The 21,704-nt window shown below is 61.6% G+C and carries 11 protein-coding genes; 8 read left to right on the forward strand and 3 right to left on the reverse strand.

What is annotated here, in order from left to right; genetic code table 11:
* Positions 1-281: 281 nt before the first annotated feature.
* Both aceF and aceE read right to left on the reverse strand, forming a co-directional pair.
* A complete protein-coding gene (aceF, locus tag KBY02_RS14510; RefSeq protein ID WP_024640332.1) occupies positions 282-1,943 on the reverse strand; it encodes a dihydrolipoyllysine-residue acetyltransferase in 1,662 nt (553 codons plus the stop codon).
* Between the two features lie 142 nt (positions 1,944-2,085).
* The gene (gene aceE / locus KBY02_RS14515) at positions 2,086-4,731 is read right to left on the reverse strand and encodes a pyruvate dehydrogenase (acetyl-transferring), homodimeric type (RefSeq protein WP_003422379.1); all 2,646 of its coding nucleotides are present in this window, start codon (positions 4,729-4,731) and stop codon (positions 2,086-2,088) included.
* Between the two features lie 384 nt (positions 4,732-5,115).
* On the opposite strand from aceE, the gene glnE reads away from it, so the two are divergent.
* The 8 genes from glnE (at position 5,116) to KBY02_RS14555 (ending at position 15,186) form a co-directional block, all read left to right on the forward strand.
* Positions 5,116-8,073, forward strand: a complete 2,958-nt coding sequence (glnE, locus tag KBY02_RS14520; RefSeq protein WP_116893381.1) for a bifunctional [glutamate--ammonia ligase]-adenylyl-L-tyrosine phosphorylase/[glutamate--ammonia-ligase] adenylyltransferase — start codon at positions 5,116-5,118, stop codon at positions 8,071-8,073.
* Between the two features lie 129 nt (positions 8,074-8,202).
* Positions 8,203-9,237 carry a lipopolysaccharide heptosyltransferase II gene (waaF, locus tag KBY02_RS14525; protein WP_024641054.1) on the forward strand — a complete coding sequence of 345 codons (1,035 nt, stop codon included), beginning with the start codon at positions 8,203-8,205 and terminating at the stop codon, positions 9,235-9,237.
* A 2-nt stretch (positions 9,238-9,239) separates the two neighbouring features.
* Positions 9,240-10,304 carry a lipopolysaccharide heptosyltransferase I gene (gene waaC / locus KBY02_RS14530; protein ID WP_024640329.1) on the forward strand — a complete coding sequence of 355 codons (1,065 nt, stop codon included), beginning with the start codon at positions 9,240-9,242 and terminating at the stop codon, positions 10,302-10,304.
* Positions 10,304-11,425 (forward strand): glycosyltransferase family 4 protein, encoded by a 1,122-nt coding sequence (locus KBY02_RS14535; RefSeq protein WP_024659674.1) that lies wholly within the window; start codon positions 10,304-10,306, stop codon positions 11,423-11,425. Before waaC ends, KBY02_RS14535 begins: the two co-directional genes overlap by 1 nt.
* Positions 11,425-12,231, forward strand: a complete 807-nt coding sequence (gene rfaP, locus KBY02_RS14540) for a lipopolysaccharide core heptose(I) kinase RfaP (RefSeq protein WP_024659675.1) — start codon at positions 11,425-11,427, stop codon at positions 12,229-12,231. Before KBY02_RS14535 ends, rfaP begins: the two co-directional genes overlap by 1 nt.
* On the forward strand, positions 12,231-12,965 hold the full coding sequence (locus KBY02_RS14545; RefSeq protein ID WP_024659676.1) for a lipopolysaccharide kinase InaA family protein: 735 nt from the start codon (positions 12,231-12,233) through the stop codon (positions 12,963-12,965). Before rfaP ends, KBY02_RS14545 begins: the two co-directional genes overlap by 1 nt.
* Positions 12,962-13,741 carry a lipopolysaccharide kinase InaA family protein gene (locus KBY02_RS14550; RefSeq protein WP_011266464.1) on the forward strand — a complete coding sequence of 260 codons (780 nt, stop codon included), beginning with the start codon at positions 12,962-12,964 and terminating at the stop codon, positions 13,739-13,741. Before KBY02_RS14545 ends, KBY02_RS14550 begins: the two co-directional genes overlap by 4 nt.
* Entirely contained in the window at positions 13,741-15,186 is a 1,446-nt protein-coding gene (locus tag KBY02_RS14555) for a lipopolysaccharide kinase InaA family protein (RefSeq protein WP_024659677.1), read from the forward strand. The genes KBY02_RS14550 and KBY02_RS14555 overlap by 1 nt, the downstream gene beginning before the upstream one ends.
* Before the next feature lie 167 nt (positions 15,187-15,353).
* On the opposite strand, the gene KBY02_RS14560 is transcribed toward KBY02_RS14555, so the two are convergent.
* Positions 15,354-21,491: a membrane-targeted effector domain-containing toxin gene (locus KBY02_RS14560; RefSeq protein ID WP_225650584.1), complete on the reverse strand. Its 6,138-nt coding sequence runs from the start codon at positions 21,489-21,491 to the stop codon at positions 15,354-15,356.
* Between the last annotated feature and the right edge of the window lie 213 nt (positions 21,492-21,704).

The raw sequence follows: 21,704 nt of genomic DNA on the forward strand, positions 1-21,704 counted from the left end.
CACCCGCCAGTGAGACCTGGCACCGACGATAAAGGTCGTGGGAGCGAGCTTGCTCGCGAAGGGGCCCTTACAGTCCCAGAAGATGGGGCGTCTGGACCATGGTCTTCGTGAGCAATGCGGATCGCCGCCCCGGTCACTCCCACAGGATCCAGCAATGAGCGCGGAGCATGGGCGCGATATCCAGGGCAAAAAAATCCCCGCTGGAGGGCGGGGTTGAGGTTCGAGCGTGGCAGCTCGCAAGGGTGTACAGCAAGGCCCGTCCGGGGACGGGCCGGCAGGGCTTACAGCAGGATTGTGCGGATGTCCGCCAGCAATTCGCTCAAGCGCTTGGTGAAGCGGGCAGCAGCTGCGCCGTTGATCACGCGGTGATCATAGGACAGCGACAGCGGCAGCATCAGTTTCGGCTGGAAGGCTTTGCCGTCCCAGACGGGCTGGATGGTTGCCTTGGAAACACCGAGGATCGCCACTTCCGGCGCGTTGACGATCGGCGTGAAGCCGGTGCCGCCAATGTGGCCGAGGCTGGAGATGGTGAAGCACGCGCCCTGCATGTCGTTCGCCGTCAGTTTCTTGTTGCGCGCCTTTTCCGCCAGTGCGGCGGCTTCGGCGGCCAGTTGCAACAGGCTCTTCTGGTCGACGTCGCGGATGACCGGGACCAGCAGGCCGTCCGGGGTGTCCACGGCAAAGCCGATGTGCACGTACTTCTTGCGAATCACGGCCTTGCCGCTAGGCGCCAGCGAAGCGTTGAAGTCCGGCAGCTCCTTGAGCAGGTGGGCGCAGGATTTGAGCAGCAGCGGCAGGACCGTCAGCTTGACGCCAGCCTTCTCGGCAGCGCCTTTCTGCGCCACACGGAAAGCTTCCAGGTCGGTAATGTCGGCCTGGTCGAACTGCGTGACGTGCGGAATGTTCAGCCAGCTGCGGTGCAGGCCGGAAGCGCCGAGTTGCATCAGGCGCGTCATCGGTACTTCTTCGATCTCGCCGAAACGGCTGAAATCGACTTCCGGAATCGGCGGGATGCCCGAGCCGCCGCTTGCGCCGCCAGCTGGAGCTTCCTTGGCCTTCTGCATCATGGTTTTGACGTAAGCCTGAACGTCTTCTTTCAGCACACGGCCGTGCGGGCCGGTGGCGCTGACAGCGTTCAGCTCGACGCCAAATTCGCGGGCCAGCTGACGAACGGCCGGGCCGGCATGAACCTTGGCACCGTCTTTGGCCGGAGCCGCTGGAGCCGCTGGCGCAGGTGCTGCTTCTGCTTTGGGAGCAGGGGCAGCTGGAGCCGCGGCCTCAGCCTTGGCCGGGGCCGCGGCGGGTGCGCTGGCGGCAGGCGCCGGAGCAGCGGCAGGCGCGGCGCCTTCGACTTTCAGTTTCAGGATCAGGTCGCCGGTACCGACTTCCTGGTCCAGCTTGACTTCGATGCTCTCGACAACGCCTGCTGCCGGAGAAGGGATCTCCATGCTGGCCTTGTCGGATTCAAGGGTGATCAGCGACTGATCGGCCTGGATGCTGTCACCGACCTTGACCATCAGTTCGATGATCTTGGCCTTGCCCGACGAACCGATGTCCGGTACGTGGATGTCCTGAACGCTGGCGCTGGCTGCCGGAGCAGGCTCGGCGGCGGCCGCAGGTGCAGGTGCCGCTTCAGCCGGCTTTTCGGCAGCAGCAGGGGCAGGGGCAGCGGCAGGTTCGGCAGCAGGTGCCGGGGCCGCAGCCGCTTCGCCTTCCACTTCCAGTTCGAACAGCTCGTCGCCTTCTTTCAGACGGTCGCCCAGCTTGACCTTCATGGTCTTGATGACGCCAGCCTTGGGAGCAGGGATTTCCATGCTCGCCTTGTCCGACTCAAGCGTCAGAACGCTCTGGTCGGCTTCGATGCGATCACCGACCTTGACCATCAATTCAATGACTTCGCCTTCACCGTTGCCGATGTCGGGTACACGAATTAACTCACTCACTATGTCTCTCCTTAGGAGAACCTGTTCACTCACGAATACGCTGGTTCAGTTACAACGAAACAGCGTTGGATGCTCATTTACGTCGAGTAAATTCCGCATCCTCGGCTGTTTACGCTCTGATCAGCGCTCTTGAAGCAGACTCTTAGCAGTCCAGTGGATTGCGTTTTTCAGGATCGATACCGAACTTGGCGATGGCTTCCGCCACGACTTTAGGTTCGATATCGCCACGATCAGCCAAGGCTTCCAGGGCTGCCAGCACCACGAAGTGACGATCGACTTCAAAGAAGTGACGCAGCTTCTTGCGGCTGTCGCTACGGCCGAAACCGTCGGTGCCCAGGACTTTGTATTCCTTGGTTGGAACCCACTGACGAATCTGATCAGCGAACAGCTTCATGTAATCCGTCGATGCGATGACCGGACCTTTGCGACCGTTCAGGCATTCCTCGACATAGCTCAGCTGCGGCTTCTGGCCAGGGTGCAGGCGGTTGTTGCGCTCTGCAGCCAGACCGTCGCGACGCAGCTCGTTGAAGCTGGTGACGCTCCACACGTCGGCGCCGATGTTGAACTCGTCACGGAGAATCTTCGCTGCTTCGCGAACTTCACGCAGGATGGTGCCCGAGCCCAGCAACTGGACGTGGTGCGCCGCTTCCTTGGTGTCTTCTTCGAGCAGGTACATGCCCTTGACGATGCCTTCTTCCACACCGGCCGGCATGGCTGGCTGTGCATAGGACTCGTTCATCACGGTCAGGTAGTAGAAAACGTCCTGCTGCTCTTCGAACATCCGGCGCATGCCGTCCTGGATGATCACTGCCAGTTCGTAACCGTAAGTCGGGTCGAAGGTGCGGCAGTTCGGGATGGTCGATGCCAGGATGTGGCTGTGACCGTCTTCGTGCTGCAGGCCTTCACCGTTCAGCGTGGTACGGCCGGCGGTGCCGCCAATCAGGAAGCCACGGGTACGGCTGTCGCCAGCGGCCCAGGCCAGGTCGCCGATACGCTGGAAACCGAACATCGAGTAGAAGATGTAGAACGGAATCATCGGCTGGTTGTGGCTGGAATACGAAGTACCGGCAGCGATGAAGGAGGACATGGCGCCCGCTTCGTTGATGCCTTCTTCGAGGATCTGGCCTTTCTTGTCTTCGCGATAGAACATCACCTGTTCTTTATCGACTGGCTCGTAGAGCTGGCCGACCGACGAGTAGATGCCCAGTTGGCGGAACATGCCTTCCATACCGAAGGTACGCGCTTCGTCCGGGATGATCGGCACGATGCGCTGACCGATTTCCTTGTCCTTGACCAGTTGCGTCAGGATGCGCACGAAAGCCATGGTGGTGGAGATTTCGCGATCGCCCGAGCCATCCAGGATGGCCTTGAGGGTCTCGAGTGGCGGGGTCGGCAGGCTGAAGCTCTGCGCACGACGCTGCGGCACGAAACCACCCAGCGCAGCACGACGCTCGCTCAGATAACGGGCTTCGGCGCTGCCTTCTTCCGGCTTGTAGAACGGCAGGGCTTCGAGTTCGGAGTCCTTGACCGGGATGTCGAAGCGGTCACGGAAGTGACGCAGGCTGTCGACATCGACCTTTTTGGTGTTGTGCGCAGTGTTTTTCGCTTCACCGGCGCCGGTGCCATAACCCTTGATGGTCTTGGCCAGAACCACGGTCGGTTGACCCTTGTGGTTGACGGCTTCGTGGTAGGCCGCATAGACCTTGTACGGGTCGTGGCCGCCACGGTTGAGTTTCCAGATCTCGTCGTCGGACAGATCGGCAACCATGGCCTTGAGTTCAGGCGAGTTGAAGAAGTGCTCGCGGACGAACGCGCCGTCCTTGGCCTTGTAGTTCTGGTATTCGCCGTCGATGACTTCGTCCATGCGACGTTGCAGGATACCGTCGACGTCCTTGGCCAGCAGTGGGTCCCAGAAACGGCCCCAGATGACTTTGGTGACGTTCCACTGGGCGCCACGGAACACGCCTTCGAGTTCCTGGATGATCTTGGCGTTGCCGCGAACCGGGCCGTCGAGGCGCTGCAGGTTGCAGTTGACGACGAAGATCAGGTTGTCGAGCTTCTCGCGACCGGCCAGGGCGATGGCGCCCAGGGATTCCGGCTCGTCGGTCTCGCCGTCACCCAGGAAGCACCAGACTTTCTGCTTGCCTTCCGGGATGTAACCGCGGTGCTCCAGGTACTTCATGAAGCGCGCCTGGTAGATCGCCTGGATCGGGCCAAGGCCCATCGATACAGTCGGGAACTGCCAGAAATCCTTCATCAGCCACGGGTGTGGGTAAGACGACAGGCCATTGCCGTCGACTTCCTGACGGAAGTTGGTCATTTGCTCTTCGGTGATGCGGCCTTCCATGAACGCACGGGCGTAAACGCCTGGCGATGCGTGACCCTGGAAGTAGATCAGGTCGCCGCCGTGTTCGTCGGTCGGGGCCTGGAAGAAGTAGTTGAAGCCGATGTCGTACAGCGTGGCGCTGGAGGCGAAGCTGGAGATGTGGCCGCCCAGATCCGGGTCGCCGATGTTGGTTTTGACAACCATGGCCAATGCGTTCCAGCGCACCAGCGAGCGAATGCGGCGTTCCATGAACAGGTCGCCAGGCATGCGTGCTTCGTGGGTGACAGGAATGGTGTTGCGATATGGCGTGGTGATGGCGTACGGCAGCTGCGAACCACTACGGGTGGCCAGCTCGCCCAAACGGGTCATCAGGTAGTGAGCGCGGTCTTCGCCTTCTTTGTCGAGAACCGATTCCAGGGCGTCCAGCCATTCCTGGGTTTCGACGGGATCGAGGTCTTGCATGGCTTGCTCCAGGGCGGAAAGGCTTCCAGAATCGGTTGCCTGAGTTTGCGACTGGCCTTGTGGGCAGACGACATAAATTCTTGGATTTCCGGAGGGTGGGATCCGGCGGCGTGTAGTTTTACTACAAATCGACGACGATTTCAGCCCTCCGAGTATCGGACCCAGTAGTAAAACTACAGAGAAGCGACTCAATCGCTCCTGTTGTCGTGTAGCTTAAAACGTTACTGTTGATCGCTATTGAATATCTTGCAGGGAAAAAGCGGATTTTTATGCTTCTAATTTGATTTTTCCAGCAATTTATAACCTTTGTTCGACAAGCGGTGCTGGCAGACGCGTCTCGCCGTAACGACGGACGGGCGTCTGCACGCCGATCAAGGATAGACCATGAGCCTACCTTTACTGGCCGAATTTCCGGCCATTCTGCTGCCATCGATCAGCCGCGCCCGCCAGATGTTTCAGGCTGCGCTGACTGCCCTCTCCGAGGACGCGCTGGCTTCTTTCCAGGCCTGGCCCGAGTCGCGACAGGCAGCCTTCGACCGGGTCTGTGCCGCCAGTGATTTTGTAACCGAACAAGTCTGCCGTGATCCGCAGATGCTTCTGCAGCTGGCCGATTCGGGCGAGCTGGAGCGTAGCTTCTCTGCCGGCCAATTGCGCGGTCAGCTTGCCGACGCGCTGTCGAGCGTCGCCAGCGAGGATGAATTGGGGCGTAATCTACGTCGGCAGCGCGCACGCCAGCAAGTACGGATTATCTGGCGCGACCTGACCCGTCAGGCAAACCTGATCGAAACCTGCCGTGACCTGTCGGACATGGCCGATGCGTCGATCGATCTGGCTTACCAATGGTTGTACGCCCGGCATTGCCAGCAGTTCGGCACCCCGACCGGTCGTCATTCCGGAAAGCCGCAGCACATGGTCATCCTGGGTATGGGCAAGCTCGGCGCGGTCGAACTGAACCTGTCCTCGGACATTGACCTGATCTTCGGCTACCCGGAGGGCGGCGAAACCGTCGGCACCAAGCGTGCCCTGGACAATCAGGAGTTTTTCATTCGTCTGGGCCAGCGGCTGATCAAGGCGCTCGACCCGGTGACCGTCGACGGGTTCGTGTTCCGGGTCGACATGCGTCTGCGCCCCTACGGTTCGTCCGGGGCACTGGTGCTCAGCTTCAATGCGCTGGAGCAGTATTACCAGGACCAGGGTCGTGACTGGGAACGTTACGCGATGATCAAGGCGCGCGTGGTCGGGGGCGATCAGGCGGCCGGTGCCGAATTGCTGGCGATGCTGCGTCCGTTCGTCTATCGCCGCTATCTGGACTTCTCGGCCATCGAAGCGCTGCGCACCATGAAGCAGCTCATTCAGCAGGAAGTGAAGCGCAAGGGCATGGCGGAAAACATCAAGCTGGGTGCCGGCGGCATTCGCGAGGTGGAGTTCATCGCCCAGGCCTTTCAACTGATTCACGGCGGCCGCGACCTGAGTCTGCAGCAGCGACCGCTGTTCAAAGTGCTGAAAACCCTTGAGGGGCAGGGCTATCTGCCCTCGGCGGTGACCGAAGAGTTGCGCGAGGGCTACGAGTTTCTGCGCTACACCGAGCATGCCATTCAGGCGATTGCCGACCGTCAGACGCAGATGCTCCCGGACAACGAACAGGATCAGGCGCGTGTTGCCTTGATCATGGGCTTCGCTGACTGGGCTGCCTTTCATGAACGGCTGATGTACTGGCGTGGCCGTGTGGCCTGGCATTTCCGCCAGGTCATTGCTGACCCCGACGCCGATCCGGATGACGAGCAAGATGAAGATGGCGAAGTGGTGGTTGGAGGCGAATGGCTGCCGTTGTGGGAAGAGTCCCAGGACGAAGAAGCCGCAGGTCGCCAACTGTTGCAGGCCGGCTTCGTCGATGCCGAGAGGGCGCTGAAAAATCTGGCCAACCTGCGCAGCAGCCCCAACCTGCGTTCGATGCAGCGTCTGAGCCGTGAGCGGCTGGACGCGTTTATCCCCCGTCTGCTGGCTCAGGCGGTGGAGCATGAGAAGCCCGACCTGGTCCTGGAACGCGTGCTGCCGCTGGTAGAAGCCGTCGCCCGGCGCTCGGCGTACCTGGTGCTGCTCACTGAAAACCCCGACGCGCTGCGGCAACTATTGACCCTGTGCGCCGCCAGCCCGTGGATTGCCGAACAGATCGCGCGTTTCCCGTTGCTGCTCGATGAATTGCTTAACGAGGGACGCCTGTTCAATCCGCCGCTGGCCCCGGAACTCGCCGCCGAGCTGCGCGAACGGCTGATTCGTATCCCCGAGGACGATCTCGAGCAACAGATGGAAGCCCTGCGGCATTTCAAGCTGGCGCACAGCCTGCGGGTCGCGGCATCCGAGATATCCGGCAGCCTGCCATTGATGAAAGTCAGTGATTACCTGACCTGGCTGGCCGAGGCGATTCTCGATCAGGTGCTCGCGCTGGCCTGGCGCTACAGCGTGGCCCGCCACGGTACGCCGTTACGCCCGGATGGCTCGTTGTGCGATCCGGGCTTCGTGATCGTCGGTTACGGCAAGGTCGGCGGCATCGAACTGGGGCACGGCTCCGATCTGGATCTGGTGTTCATTCATGATGGCGATCTGGAAGCCGAGACCGACGGTGCCAAACCGATCGACACCGCGCAGTTCTTCACCCGACTGGGGCAGCGGGTGATCCATTTGCTGACCACGCAAACCAACTCCGGTCAGCTGTATGAGGTCGACATGCGCCTGCGACCTTCGGGGGCGTCCGGCCTGCTGGTCAGCTCTCTGGGCGCTTTCGCCCGTTATCAGGCCAGTGAAGCCTGGACCTGGGAGCATCAGGCACTGGTCCGGGCGCGGGTGATGACCGGCAGCCGGGATGTCGGCGAGCAATTCGAGAAAGTCCGTGCCGATGTGCTGGGGCGCGAACGTGATCTGCACAAGCTGCGCGCCGAAGTCAGCGAAATGCGCGCCAAGATGCGTGACAACCTCGGGACCCGCGTGACAGCGGCTGGCAGGGCGGCCAATGCCTTCGAGGCGGCGGTGCCATTCGACCTCAAGCAGGACGCCGGAGGTATCGTCGATATCGAATTTATGGTGCAATACGCCGCCTTGGCGTGGTCCAGAGAGCATCCCGCGCTGCTGCAATACACCGACAACATCCGGATTCTCGAAGGGCTGGAAGAGGCAGGGCTGCTGCCGGATACGGATGCCGGCCTGTTGCGCGAAGCCTATAAGGCGTATCGCTCGGCGGCACATCGCCAGGCCTTGCAGAAGCAGGCGGGCGTGGTCAGCGGCGATCAGTTTCATGCCCAGCGGCGTGAGGTGATGCGGATCTGGACGCAGATGGGGTTGAGCTGAGCCTCACGGCAACGCCACATTCCGCTGCAACACTCTATAAAGCTATGACAGGGAGGCGACAGGTTGTGTGGGAACGTCACGCAGTCTGATCGGCCTCCCTGATCGTTTCTGGTCGTTTTTGGATAGAACATGAAAATTCTGATCGTTGGGCCTAGCTGGGTCGGTGACATGGTGATGGCACAAACGCTGTTCCAGTGTCTGAAACAGCGTCATCCCGAGTGCGAAATCGACGTGTTGGCCCCTGAATGGAGCCGTCCGATACTGGAGCGCATGCCGCAGGTTCGCGCTGCGCTGAGTTTTCCGCTGGGGCACGGTGCCCTGGAACTGGCGACCCGTCGCCGGATCGGCAAGTCCCTGGCTGGCCAATACGATCAGGCTATCCTGCTGCCCAATTCGCTGAAATCCGCGCTGGTGCCGTTTTTTGCCGGTATCCCGAAGCGCACCGGCTGGCGCGGCGAGTTTCGCTACGGCCTGCTCAACGACGTGCGGACCCTCGACAAACAGCGTTACCCGCTGATGATCGAACGTTTCATGGCCCTGGCCTTCGACAAGGGCGCCGAGTTGCCGCGTCCTTACCCGCGACCGAGCCTGCGCATCGACCCGGCCACGCGCGATGCCGCACTGAGCAAATTCGGCCTCACCCTGGATCGCCCGGTACTGGCGCTGTGCCCCGGCGCAGAGTTCGGCGAGTCCAAGCGCTGGCCTGCCGAACATTACGCACAGGTCGCTGACGCGAGCATTCGCGAAGGCTGGCAGGTCTGGCTGTTTGGCTCGAAAAAGGATCATCCGGTCGGTGAGAGCATTCGCCAGGAGCTGATTCCCGGCCTGCGTGAGGAGTCCGTCAACCTCAGTGGCGAGACCTCGCTGGCCGAAGCCATTGACCTGCTGTCGTGCGCCGACGCGGTGGTCTCCAACGATTCCGGCCTGATGCATGTGGCCGCCGCGCTGAACCGTCCGCTGGTGGCTGTCTACGGCTCGACCTCGCCGGGCTTCACGCCGCCGCTGGCCGACGCAGTGGAGGTGGTGCGACTGGGCATCGAGTGCAGCCCGTGCTTTGAGCGCACCTGCCGTTTCGGCCATTACAACTGCATGCGTCTGCTTGAGCCGGACGCGGTGACTCAGGCGCTGAGCCGTCTGAGTAGCACGCCGGTGGAGGTTGCCTGATTTTGCGGGTACTGCTGATCAAGACGTCTTCACTGGGTGATGTGATTCATGCCTTGCCCGCGCTGACCGATGCGGCGCGCGCGCTGCCCGGTATTCGCTTCGACTGGGTGGTCGAGGAAGGCTTCGCGGAAATTCCCGCCTGGCATCCGGCGGTCGACAGGGTCATCCCGGTGGCGATCCGCCGCTGGCGCAAGCACCTCTGGCAGACCTTCAGGTCCGGCGAATGGCGGCGCTTCAAGCAGCAGGTGCGCGAACAGCGTTATGATCTGGTGATTGATGCGCAGGGCCTGTTCAAAAGTGCCTGGCTGACGCGCTATGTCGAGGCACCGGTGGCCGGTCTGGACCGCGATTCGGCACGCGAGCCGGTCGCCAGTCGCTTTTATGATCGCGCTTTTCCAGTGGCACGCGGGCAGCATGCGGTCGAGCGGCTGCGTCAGTTGTTCGCTCAGGCACTGGGCTATCCACAGCCGTCCGGCATGGGCGATTACGGTCTCAAGCCGCTGGCGACGCTGGATGACAGTTTGCAGGCCCCGTTCGTGCTGTTCTTGCATGGCACGACCTGGGACACCAAGCACTGGCCCGAGCTGTACTGGCGGCAACTGGCCGAATTGATGGCCGCGCGCGGCCTGCAGGTGCAGTTGCCGTGGGGCAATCCGGCAGAGAAGGCCCGCGCCGAGCGCATTGCCGAGGGTCTGAGCAGCGCGCACGTGCTGCCCAAGCTGAATCTGGCAGGGGTTGCGCGGGTGCTGGCCAGCGCGCAGGCGTGCGTTGCGGTAGACACCGGCATCGGGCACCTGGCCGCGGCACTGGATGTGCCGACCATTTCCCTGTTCGGCCCGACCAATCCGGGCCTGACCGGGGCCTACGGCAAATCGCAGGTGCATCTGGCCAGCGACTACCCGGGCTGCACGCCGTGCCTGCAAAAGAAATGCACGTACCAACCGAGCGCCGACGATCAGCGCCGGTTCGACCTTAAGCGCGAGTGGCCGATGTGCTTCACTCGTTTGAATCCCGAGCGAGTAGCGAGCCAATTGGGCGCGCTGTTGCTGGCAAAGGAACCTGGCTGATGCAACTGGCTTTTGTACTCTACAAATACTTCCCGTTCGGTGGCCTGCAACGCGACTTCATGCGCATCGCGCTGGAGTGTCAGCAGCGCGGTCATCAGATCCGCGTTTACACCCTGATCTGGGAAGGCGATGTGCCGCCCGGTTTCGAGGTGCTGGTGGCGCCGGTCAAGGCGTTCTTCAACCATCGGCGCAACGAAAAGCTCAGTGCCTGGATGGAGGCGGACCTGGCCAAACGCCCGGTGGACCGCCTGATCGGTTTCAACAAGATGCCCGGTCTGGATGTGTATTACGCCGCCGACGGCTGCTTCGAGGACAAGGCGCAGAACCTGCGCAGCCCGCTCTATCGCAAGTGGGGCCGTTACCGCCACTTTGCCGACTACGAGCGCGCAGTGTTTGCCAGGGACTCGAAAACCCAGGTGTTGATGATTTCCGAAGTGCAGCAGCCGCTGTTCATCAAGCATTACGACACCCCGCCGTCGCGCTTCCATTTGCTGCCGCCGGGTATTTCCCAGGATCGCCGCGCGCCGCCGGATGCCCCTGAGATCCGCGCGGGCTTTCGCAAGGAATTCGGCCTTGCCGACGATGACCTGTTATTGGTGCAGATAGGCTCCGGTTTCAAGACCAAGGGCGTGGATCGCAGCCTGAAGGCGCTCGCGGCTCTGCCCGCCGAGCTGAAGAAGCGCACGCGACTGTTTGTAATCGGGCAGGACGACCCCAAAGTATTCCAATTGCAGAGCGCGGCGCTCGGCCTGGGTGATCAGGTGACCTTCATGAAAGGGCGCAGCGATATTCCGCGCTTTCTACTGGGTGCCGACCTGCTGATTCATCCGGCCTACAACGAAAACACCGGGACCGTGCTGCTCGAAGCGCTGGTTGCCGGTTTGCCGGTTTTGGTCAGCGCGGTCTGTGGTTACGCTCACTATATTGCCGAGGCCGATTGCGGGCGGGTGCTGGATGAGCCGTTCGATCAGGCGCAGCTCAATCGCTACCTGTCGGAGATGCTTCAGGACAACGCCGCACGCAGCGCGTGGTCGCGCAATGGCCTGACCTTTGCCGACACGGCAGACCTTTACAGCATGCCGCAACACGCTGCGGATGTGATTCTGGCGGAGCACTATTGATGAAGCTGTTCCTTGCTGAGCCGTTCAAGAGCCTGTGGGCGGAGCGCGATGCGTTCGTCGAGGTCGAAGGCCTGAGCGGTGAGGTCTACCGCGAACTGGAAGGGCGCCGCACGCTGCGCACCGAGGTCGACGGGCGCGGTTACTTCGTCAAGATCCACCGCGGCATCGGCTGGGGCGAGATCGCCAAGAACCTGGCAACCGCCAAGCTGCCGGTACTGGGCGCGGGCAAGGAATGGGACGCCATCGAGCGTCTGCATGAAGTCGGCGTCCCGACCATGACCGCCGTGGCCTATGGTGAGCGTGGCAGCAACCCTGCCGCGCAGCACTCGTTCATCGTCACTGAAGAACTGGCACCGACCATCAGCCTTGAAGACATCAGCCTCAACTGGCGCAGCGAGCCGCCCGAGCCGCGTCTGAAAAGAGCCTTCATTGCCGAAGTCGCCCGCATGGTCGGCATGATGCACCGCGCAGGCGTCAATCATCGCGACTGCTACATCTGCCATTTTCTGCTGCACACCGACAAGCCAGTGACCGCTGACGATTTCAAACTGTCGGTCATCGACCTGCACCGTGCCCAGACCCGCCGTGCGATCACGCCGCGCTGGCGCAACAAGGACCTGGCCGCGTTGTATTTCTCCGCGCTGGACATCGGCCTGACCCGCCGCGACAAACTGCGTTTTCTCCAGGGCTATTTCCAGAAGCCGTTGCGCGAAATCCTGCTCAAGGAAGCGACGTTGCTGACCTGGCTGGACAAAAAAGCCGACAAGTTGTATCAGCGCAAAGTGCGCTACGGAGACGCTCTCTGATGGCGGGCTGGAAGCTCGAGCCCGAGTACGCGTTCCTGGAACAGGAATTCGGTAGCCTGGATGCCGTATTTGCCTTGCAGGGACAGCAGTTGACCCGCGACCCGCTGTCCGACGTCATTCGCGTCGAGCGCGGCGGGGTTTACTACTACGTCAAACGCTACGTGGGCGCGGGCAAGGGCCTGCGTCGCTATATGGGCAAGCCGAGGGTCAAGTCCGAGTGGCAGAACCTCAAGCGCTTTGCCAAATGGGGCATTCCCACCGCAGAAGTCGTGGCCTGGGGGCTGGAGCGCAACGGCGCGGCGTATGATCGCGGCGCACTGATCACGCGAGGCTTGCCGAACACCGAAGACTTGTCGGCACTGGCGCAACGCAAGGACCCGCGACTGGCCGACCGCCACTGGGTCGATGCAGTCAGTCGCCAACTGGCTGCCTTTACCCGGATCATGCACGACAACCATTTCACGCATAACGATTTGAAATGGCGCAACCTGTTGGTCGATAACGAGGGCAAGCTGTTTTTCATCGATTGCCCCAATGGTGCATTCTGGTGGAGCTTCATGCTGCGCTATCGGATCACCAAGGATCTGGCCTGCCTGGACAAGGTCGCCAAGTATCATTTGTCAGCCACCCAGCGCCTGCGCTTCTACCTGCAATACCGCCAGCGAACGCGTTTGAACGCCTCCGACAAGAAACGTATTCGACATATCGTCAGCTTTTTCGAGGGCCGTGAATGAGCGTTTTTATTGCCAGTGCCGACCAGCCTTTACTGGCGCGTCACAACCTGGCTGATTTTGAATCGCTTTGGAACATCAGGCTTGATGCGGTCGATGAGCCCAATACCGGGCGCGGCGGCTGGAGCAGTGTGTTCCGCCTCGACCTGGACGGTCAGGGTTTTTACCTCAAGCGTCAGAGCAATTACCTGACGCACACGTTGCATCACCCGTTTGGCGAACCGTCGTTTTCGCGCGAGTTTCGTAACATCAGTCGCTATCGCAAGCTGGGGATTCCGGCGTTGCAGGCGGTGTTCTATGGCGAGCGCAAGGTCGACGGCGAACGCCGGGCGATCCTGATGACGCGTGCGCTGGACGGCTGGACCGATCTTGACGAGCTGTTGCAGCAGTGGAACCAGATGGAGGCCCCTCAGCGTCAGGCAATACTGCACGCCTGCGGCCAGCTGGCGCGCACGCTGCACCGCGCCGGACAGGTACATGGCTGCTTCTACCCCAAACATATTTTTCTTCAGGCAGCCGGTACCGGGTATCAGGCGCAACTGATCGACCTGGAAAAGACCCGCCCGGTGATTTTTGGCAAGCGTGACCTTGCCCGCGACCTCGAACCGCTGCTGCGCCGCGCGCCGATGTGGAATGAGGCCGATCGGCGCGAGCTGCTGGCGGCTTATCTGCACGCCACGCCAAACAGCCTGCTGGTCGACGCCTGGAGTGCGCGCCTTGGCAAACGCGGCGCTCACAAACGAGACCTTCAACACAGCGATGATAAAGAGACCCGTTGATGCGCCTGTCTGAACTCAAGACCGCCGGCCGTACCCTCGAGTTGCCGATGAGCCTGACGCTGGCCGATGCTGCCGGATCGGCTGAACTGCAATTGCTGACCCTGCTGCGTGTATTGCCGGGGCAGCGCTATGTCGGGGCCGGTGTCTGGCGAGGCCGAACGGTGCTGGCAAAACTGCTGGTGGGCGACAAGGCGGCCCGACACTTTCAGCGTGAGCTGGCCGGGGTCAGGCTGCTTGCCGAACAGGGCCTGACCACACCGCTGCTGCTGGCCGACGGTTTACAGGACGGCGAGGGTGGCTGGCTGTTGTTCGAGTTTCTCGAACAGGCGCCAAGCCTGGGCGATGCCTGGAACGCCGTTCAGCACCTGCCACCGCTGGCAGACGAGCAGCAAGCGGTGCTTGGCGAGGCGCTATCGGCCATTGCCCGGCAGCACGCAAAAGGCCTGTGGCAGGAAGACCTGCACCTGGACAACCTGCTGCGCCACAACGGGCAGCTGTACCTGATCGATGGCGCCGGGATTCGTGCTGAACAGGCCGGTACGCCGTTGTCCCGGCAAAAGGTGCTGGAAAACCTCGGCGTGTTCTTTGCCCAGTTGCCCAGGTCTTTCGAACCGTTTACTGAAGAGCTGCTGGTGCATTACCTGTTGAGCAATGCCGAACATGGTTTGCCGATGGAAGCGCTGCAAAAGCAGATTGACAAGGTTCGCAGCTGGCGGCTCAAGGACTTCATGAGCAAGACCGTGCGCGACTGCAGTCTGTTCAGCGTCGAGGACAGCGCTTCGGTGTTCCGCGCCATTCGTCGCGAGGAAGAATCCGCAATGCTGCCGGTGCTGAGTCAGGCGGATGCCTTGCTCGACCAGGGGCATCTGTACAAGACCGGGGGCGCTGCGAGTGTCGGGCGGGTTGAGGTCAGTGGTCGTCCGCTGGTCATCAAGCGCTACAACATCAAGAATTTCAGCCACTGGCTCAAGCGCTTCTGGCGCCCCAGCCGAGCCTGGCATTCGTGGCGCGAAGGCAATCGGCTGAAGTTCCTCGGTATCGCCACACCCAAACCGCTGGCCGTGCAGGAAAAGCGCTTTCTCGGCTTGCGCAGCAAGGCCTGGCTGGTGACCGAATTCATCGATGGGCCGGACATCATCGAACGCTTCGCCCCCTATGTTGAAAGCGGTGATGCGCCAGAGGTCGAACTGCAGGCGCTGGATCGGCTTTTTGTGCAGCTTATCCAGGCGCGCATCAGCCATGGCGATTTCAAGGGGCATAACCTGTTCTGGCACGTCGATCGCTGGGCGATGATCGACCTGGACGCCATGCAGCAGCACAGTTCGCAATCGTCATTCGCGGCGGCCTACGCCCGTGACCGGGCCCGCTTCATGCGTAACTGGCCCGCGCACAGCGCGCTGCACCAGTTGCTGGAACAGCGCTTGCCGAAGCTCGCGTCAGACTGAATCCACCTGACTCTCGTGCCAGCGCGGAGCGCTCATCGGTAGTGGCTGACTCTCGTGCCAATGCTCCGCGTTGGCATGCAGTTGACTGATTCTCGTGCCAATGCTCTGCGTTGGCATGCAGTTCCGGACGCTCCGCGTCCTCTGTGTGACGCGGAGCGTCTGCATCCTCAGGTAGCGCGCGTGAGGTTCATCGCTTCGAGTGCCGCCACCAGTGCATCGATGTCGTCGAAGGGTTTGAGGTGGATGCGCGGCCAGCGCAGGCGTTCGATGTACAGCTTGCCTTCGGCATTGCGCAGCACTGGCGTGCGGTGAATCCAGGTGTCGCGCGCGCGATGGACGATGGTTTGCAGGTTGCCTTCACCCTCCTGCACCAGAAACATGCCCGGACGGGAGAGGCGTTTCTCGATGCTCGGCAGCCGGGCCGGCTGTGGACGCGGCACCTCCATCTCCACTCGATAATCAGCTTTGATGTAGACCTTGTCATCCGCTATGCCACCCGAGACGAGCTCTCCCTGATCCAGCGTTATACCCCTCGAATGGCCCGGAGCCACATCGACGACCCGCAGGCCGATTCCTCCTTCCAGTTCGGCAATGCCAGGCACGACGCCCTGGTAGGTATTGGAATGGCTGTTGCCAACCAGCGCGATCCACTTGTGCGAGCCCATCACGTCCTGATGCCTGCGGATCGTGCGTGAGGCAAAGTAATTCATCATTTGCTGGCGGATAAGGGGCTCGTCCTCGGCGATGCCTTTGAGGTGGTAACTGCTTGCGCAATCGATGGCGCGAATCTCCAGGCCCTGCTGCCGCGCCCTGATGACCAGCTGTTCGAACGTGTAGACGCCGTTCGGGTCGGTGTGATGCCCGCGGTCCAGGGTTTTCAGGTCATGCAGCAGGGTTTTGCTCATCTGCCCGGTTTCGAGGAAACGATCCAGGTCCGCCTGATGCAGATCGCTCAGCAGGTGCTCCATGTACAGCGTTTTGACGTTCTGCTGCGACAGCAACGGCAGGTTGTCGATAATCAGCTTTTTGCTGGCGACCGAAGAGTGTGACTCGCCAATGACGAGGCCTTCGGTATGGCGATACAGGGTTTCAAGCAGCCCGGCAGTGCTTGTCTGGGGTTCAATGGCTGGCAATGTCGGGCGAGGCGGCAGTTGCGCGGCACTGATGCTGGCGGCGTCCTTTTGCAGATTCTTGCGCCGCAGGTCGAACGTATTGCGCACAGTGTCGAGTTCGATGTCTTCAAAAAAATACTCCATATCGAGCCCCTTCTTTTCGAAGTTCGCCAGGCGATGCAGCGTGGTTCTGGTATCCGGCGGCATTTCGTAGGTGGCATCGGTCAGCGATTGCTGGATGGCCGTCATCGGCCTGTCAACGCTCCAGTCATCGGCTTCCACGCGCAGCCAGGTATGGTTTTCGTCAAGGACGAACCCGTACTCGCCCGCCCAGCGCTCACCCTCGGCAATCGCGGTCGGGTCGCCCAGCTCGCGGATCAACGTGTTATCCAGAGCAGTGGCAGGGGGCAGCGGCCTGGCGGTCAGCGTCGGGTCGGCAAACGCTATGCTGAAGTCGCAGTGAGACGGCGTGTTTTCATGCGCCTCACCAGCGCCTTGCCTGATGCGGGTCGGACGTCCGGCGGGGATGTCCTGGACCTGCACACTGACGGCGCCCTGCATTTCAGCGATGCCGGGCACTTGATCGTGCGTCGTGGCCAGCTTCTGGTCGAGCAGCGCTACCCAACGCCTGGCAGAGGCCGGCTCAATGTCGTGGTTGATGAGCCTGTGCCCGAAGAAGTTGCTCATTTTCATGGCGGCTGCCGGGTCATCGGCAGCGCTCAGCACTGTATGGCCGAGAAACGGATAGCTGATCGACGAACTGAACGGGCGCACCTCGATCCCGTAACGGTGGGCTGCCTTGATCAGGTGGTAGTAATCGAATTCGCTGCTGGCGTTGTTCAGGGCGCCGCGATTGGTCTCTTGCAGGTAATACTTGAGTTCATGAGAGCCGGAGCGACTCTTTTTGCCCAGTTGGCGATACCTGGCCAGCTTGCGCAGGTGTTTGTCGGTCAGCAGGTGCTCGATGTACAGCACCTCGACACGCTGCTCTGCGAGCAAGGGCATGTTGAGCAGCAGCAGACGCTTGCTGGCCACCGATTTCGGGGCTTCGCTGAACACCAGTCCGTTACTGTGACTGAAGATGTGCTTGATGAGCGTGTCGACGCTGCCGGGCAGGCCATAGGCGGGCAGGGTCGGCCTGGGTGGAGGCGTGAATCGGGCAAAAAAGGCCTGGGCGTCCTGATAGAGTTGTTCCCGACGCGCCGTGAAGGTCTGGCGCACCTCGGTGAAATACGTTTCGAAATAGACGTCCAGGCCTGCGCCGGTCGGGTCGAAGACTTCCTTGTTGATGACGATGTCCAGGTGCGCGCGCATGCCGCTCGGCATCTCATAGTCGCTCAAGGTATTCAGCGAGCTTGAGCTTGCGCTGGCTTGCTCAGGTAGCGGTCGATAAGTGCCCGGAGTGTCCAGCCCGCCGCCGCGCAGGCGCTGCCGTTCGACAAGCAGCCACTGGCCCTGATCATTCAGGCGAACCGGCTGTTTGCCGAAGAAGGCGAACGGATTGGCCGGGTCGATGATCTGCCAGTACTGCCAGTAGGCGTCGTACTGAACCTCAAAGGCCTGGTCTGAGAGCTGGATATAGTATTTTCCATTGATCGCATGCACGCCTTTTGCGTGACCCTCGGCGATACGTGGCACGTTCTCCAGAGAGATGTCGACGGCCAGATCGATGCGCAAACCTGATGGCGCGCGCTGTGCAGTCGGGGGCAACGGGAGCAGCGGCTGCCAGGCGCCTCCGATCTCGCGCGCAGCGAACTGGCCGGTTGCCAGCGGCGGTGCCGAGGCGACATGGGACGCCTGGAAAATCGCAGCATGCCCATGAACGTTGGGCTTGCCGAGCAGAAATACTTGCTCTTGCAGCTCTACCGGGTACAGATCCTCGTAACGCGGCAGGGAAGGCTGGCGCTGGAACGAGCGCAGTACCGGGGTCGAATGCTGACTGTTCTCAAGCTGGTGCAACGCGCCGCCAAGTCCTTTCAGACCCACCAGCAAATCGCTGCCTGCACCGAGGCCGTTGAGCAGCGCCGACAGCATGTAGTTCGTGGCGCGCTCCCGGTCGCCTGCGCTCAGCGCTGCCAGTGCCTGCCCGCTGTCATGCAATGAAATCAGGCTGCCCACCGCAAAGCTTGCCGGCGGGAAGGGCAGGGTCAGGGCCGTGGCAACGATTTCGACACTGACCCGGATCAGCTTCGTCAGCATGTCGTTACGGCCGGTGGTGGTTTCTTCCACGTCACGCAGCCTGCGCTCCAGCGGCCGGTTGAAACAGGTATCGGCAACGTCTGCAATGAATGCCCTGGGGATGACCGGAGGCTTGTTGGCGTTGCCCTTCTGCATGTCCCGCAGGAAGAACGACAGGGTCCGGCGTGCCTTGATGCGGCAGCGATCCTTGTAGTAATCGATCATCCCGTCACTATCCAGCGAGCTCACGAAGTCGCTGAACAGACGGAATTCGATACCGTCAGGTGCCTGCGGCGTATAGAGCAGCGCGGCGTGACGGATCTGTGTCGGCAGGATGACCAGGCAGCCCTGAACGGTTTCGATGTGGGTCAGCAGCGGGCTGGGGATAACCAGTTGATCGACATCGGTCAGTCCCGAGGCGATCAGGGGTTTATCCACATGTATTTGCAGGGGGTAAAGGGGATATCGCTCGCGTGAGGCCGGGTCGCTCAGGTGCGCGTTATCCAGTGATTGCGTGAGCCAGGCATACTGCGCGGCCTCGACATGACCTTTCAGCAGGCTGCGCAGTGCAGCCGCCTTCATCTGCAATTGGGTGATCATCACGCTGTATTGGCGACGGTAGGCGTAGCCATCGTTTTCGCTGTTCAGCAGGGTGTTTCTGATCAGCGCAATGTACTCGTCCGCCAGCCACTGGCCGCGTACCGAACCTGCGACAGCAGCGGGTGACAGCGCGCTCAGGTCGATCCCCGGCGGGCCGCTGAACGTGGCGTCGGTAGCTGCCGAAGTGCTCAAGGGGTCGATGCTGTCGTTGTAGCCTTTGAGCAGCATGTCGGTGTAGGTCTGCGTTTCGCGCTCGCTGGTGATCACGATCTGATCGGGGTCTACCGTGCCTGCGGGGACGCCCAGCAGTTTGCCGAGCTGCTGGCTGGCACGCTGGTGTACGTAGTCCTTGAACGACTGAACCCCGGTGTGCGCCTGGGCCTGATAGTTGTCGAGGGCGCCATTGATGGCGCGTTCAAGGGCCAGTAATTCCCGACGCTGGGCGCGGCTGGCGCGCAGGTACCAGTCCGGGGTATGGCGGGCCTGTTCGGAGAGCAATACGCGGGTCTGCTCGTCGGTAAAACGGCGCAGTGCCGTCTCGCAGTCGGGGTGATCGATGAATTGCAGGAAGTCCTTTGCGGGCTGGGGTTTCTCGCGCAGCGCGGTCAGTTGCGCAGCCAGTTCCGGGCGGGCAGCGACCTCTACCTGATCAAGCAGCCAGGCCGTCATTGCGGGCGATGCGGTCCAGCCGACCACCTCATGCAGCAGTTGGGTGTCGGTGTCGAAGGCCTTGAAATACTGCTGCCCGGGCGCCTCGCTGGCGAACATGATCAGCCGTTGCGTCCGGCCTTGAGCATCCTGCTTGCGACACACCAGCAGTCTGGCCATCACGTTGCGGTCGTTCAGCCTGATCTGCTGCACGCGCAGCGCGGGATCAGGCGTCCCCGTCGCCGCGCTGGTCAGCGCTGCGACGATGGCAAAGTCATCGGGCCGGATATGCCCCTGCATCTTCGCCGCCCAGCCGAGCGTGGTCAGTCGGACACGCGCCAGTGCGCGCAGCATCTGTTGGTTGTGTTCCTGTTGATAGGCCTGGCGTTGAAAATCGCCAAACACCGCGCGCAGATCGAGTTCGTCAATCACTCTGGCAAGGTAGGCCGGGTTCAAGGCCGAATAGGCGGCGTCCAGCGGCTGGCCATCGAGGGTAATGAGCGTCTGGTCGAGGAAGTCCGAGCCCGCTGTCTCGTCATCCGGATGCAGGCCATAGAGCGCCAGTTCGGTCAGCGGCAGCTTCACGCGGTAGGTCTCGCTCGTCGCTGGCAGCGTGCGGCGGGTGTCGATGGTCAAGGCCCCAGGGTCCAGATCATGGCCCAGGTCATTGGCCAGGCGTGTGCGCAACTGCATTTCGGCAAACCGCTCCGGCGACGCCGCGCTGCCCAATACACTCAGCATCGCAGCATGCGCCGCGTCGTAGCGTTGCAGGTGCAGGGCATAGGTCTGCAGATCAGCCGCGCTGGCGATCTTCATCCACTCCGGCAAGTCCCGCTCGTACTGACGTCGTCTGTTGGTCAGTTCACGCAGCTCTAGCATGGCCGCCGGGCCGAACAGGCCAGGCATGTCGATGGCTTGCTGGATCAGCGATTGACGCTTGAGCCGATCCGCCGTGCCGGGCTGTTCGCAGGCGTAACGGATGTCGTTGCGCTGCTTGTTCAGCAACCGGTCGAAGGCGTGAATGAACGGTGCCGTGGTAACAACCGGCTGCAATTGCACGTCGGCAGCCGTGAAGGGTTCCAGGTACAGGTCGGCGTCCTGGAGTATCTCGGTCAAACGCTCCTGATGCTGTCGTTGCGCGTTGCTGAGCAGCGCATCGCGCAGCGTTGGCGTGTTGAGCCACTGCACAAGGGTTGCGACCATCATGGCCTGCGTGGCAAAACCGCTGATCCCGAGCCCTGGCAGCATCAATAACGTGCGCCCCTGATCCTGGGAAATCACCAGCACGCCGGCCATTTCAATCTGTTCGTCATCATGCAACTGCACCCGCACCGTCGAATAGGCGAGCGCCGGGCCTTCCTGATCGGGCGAGTCGGGCGAGTCGGGCAGGCAGGCCAGGTAGCCACTGTCGAGATCGCGCTCGTGAATCCTGACGCGAGCTTCGTCATGCAGGGACCTTTGCAAGGCGGGCAAGAGGCGATCACGGCGGCTTTCACCGGTTTCGCCCGGGTCCGTCCAGTAGTCTTCGGTCTGCTGCAACAGGCCGAAGATCTGCAACTCGCGTTCGGACACGTCAGCGCCGTCGAGGGCGCTCAGCAGGGCTTCGCCAGCCTGGGGCAGCGCGTCCAGCTCCCTGGCCAGCAGGGTGCGCAGTTCGTCGAGCCTTTTCAGCGCTGCGGACGCGCCAGCCCAGGTATCGCTGGGCGTCATCGGTACAGGACTCGGCGTTGAAAGGTTGAAATCCAAAGAGGGTGGTGTTTGCGTCATGACAGGCTTTCCATTGCGCTAGGCGCTGAGGTGTGATCGGCGGCCTCGGGGTCTGCGACTGAAGGCCTCAATTAATCAGGTGCAACGGGCAGCAACGCTGTAGATAAATATGCGAGGCGGCGAAAGAGACGTTTCGTACACCGTCTGGCGGGCCGCCTTGAGTGACATTTCAGCGCGTCGAGCCAATCCTTGGTCATTACGTTATAATCCCGC

Origin of the sequence: Pseudomonas sp. P129 (genome assembly GCF_020312195.1) — a bacterium.
GTDB lineage: Bacteria > Pseudomonadota > Gammaproteobacteria > Pseudomonadales > Pseudomonadaceae > Aquipseudomonas > Aquipseudomonas fragariae.

What these genes read in the sequence shown, in the direction of transcription:
- glnE (WP_116893381.1), top strand. Translation starts at nt 5,116, where the DNA reads ATGAGCCTACCTTTACTGGCCGAATTTCCGGCCATTCTGCTGCCATCG.
- KBY02_RS14550 (WP_011266464.1), top strand. Translation starts at nt 12,962, where the DNA reads ATGAGCGTTTTTATTGCCAGTGCCGACCAGCCTTTACTGGCGCGTCAC.
- aceE (WP_003422379.1), bottom strand. Translation starts at nt 4,731, where the DNA reads ATGCAAGACCTCGATCCCGTCGAAACCCAGGAATGGCTGGACGCCCTG.
- rfaP (WP_024659675.1), top strand. Translation starts at nt 11,425, where the DNA reads ATGAAGCTGTTCCTTGCTGAGCCGTTCAAGAGCCTGTGGGCGGAGCGC.
- KBY02_RS14545 (WP_024659676.1), top strand. Translation starts at nt 12,231, where the DNA reads ATGGCGGGCTGGAAGCTCGAGCCCGAGTACGCGTTCCTGGAACAGGAA.
- KBY02_RS14555 (WP_024659677.1), top strand. Translation starts at nt 13,741, where the DNA reads ATGCGCCTGTCTGAACTCAAGACCGCCGGCCGTACCCTCGAGTTGCCG.
- KBY02_RS14560 (WP_225650584.1), bottom strand. Translation starts at nt 21,491, where the DNA reads ATGACGCAAACACCACCCTCTTTGGATTTCAACCTTTCAACGCCGAGT.
- waaF (WP_024641054.1), top strand. Translation starts at nt 8,203, where the DNA reads ATGAAAATTCTGATCGTTGGGCCTAGCTGGGTCGGTGACATGGTGATG.
- KBY02_RS14535 (WP_024659674.1), top strand. Translation starts at nt 10,304, where the DNA reads ATGCAACTGGCTTTTGTACTCTACAAATACTTCCCGTTCGGTGGCCTG.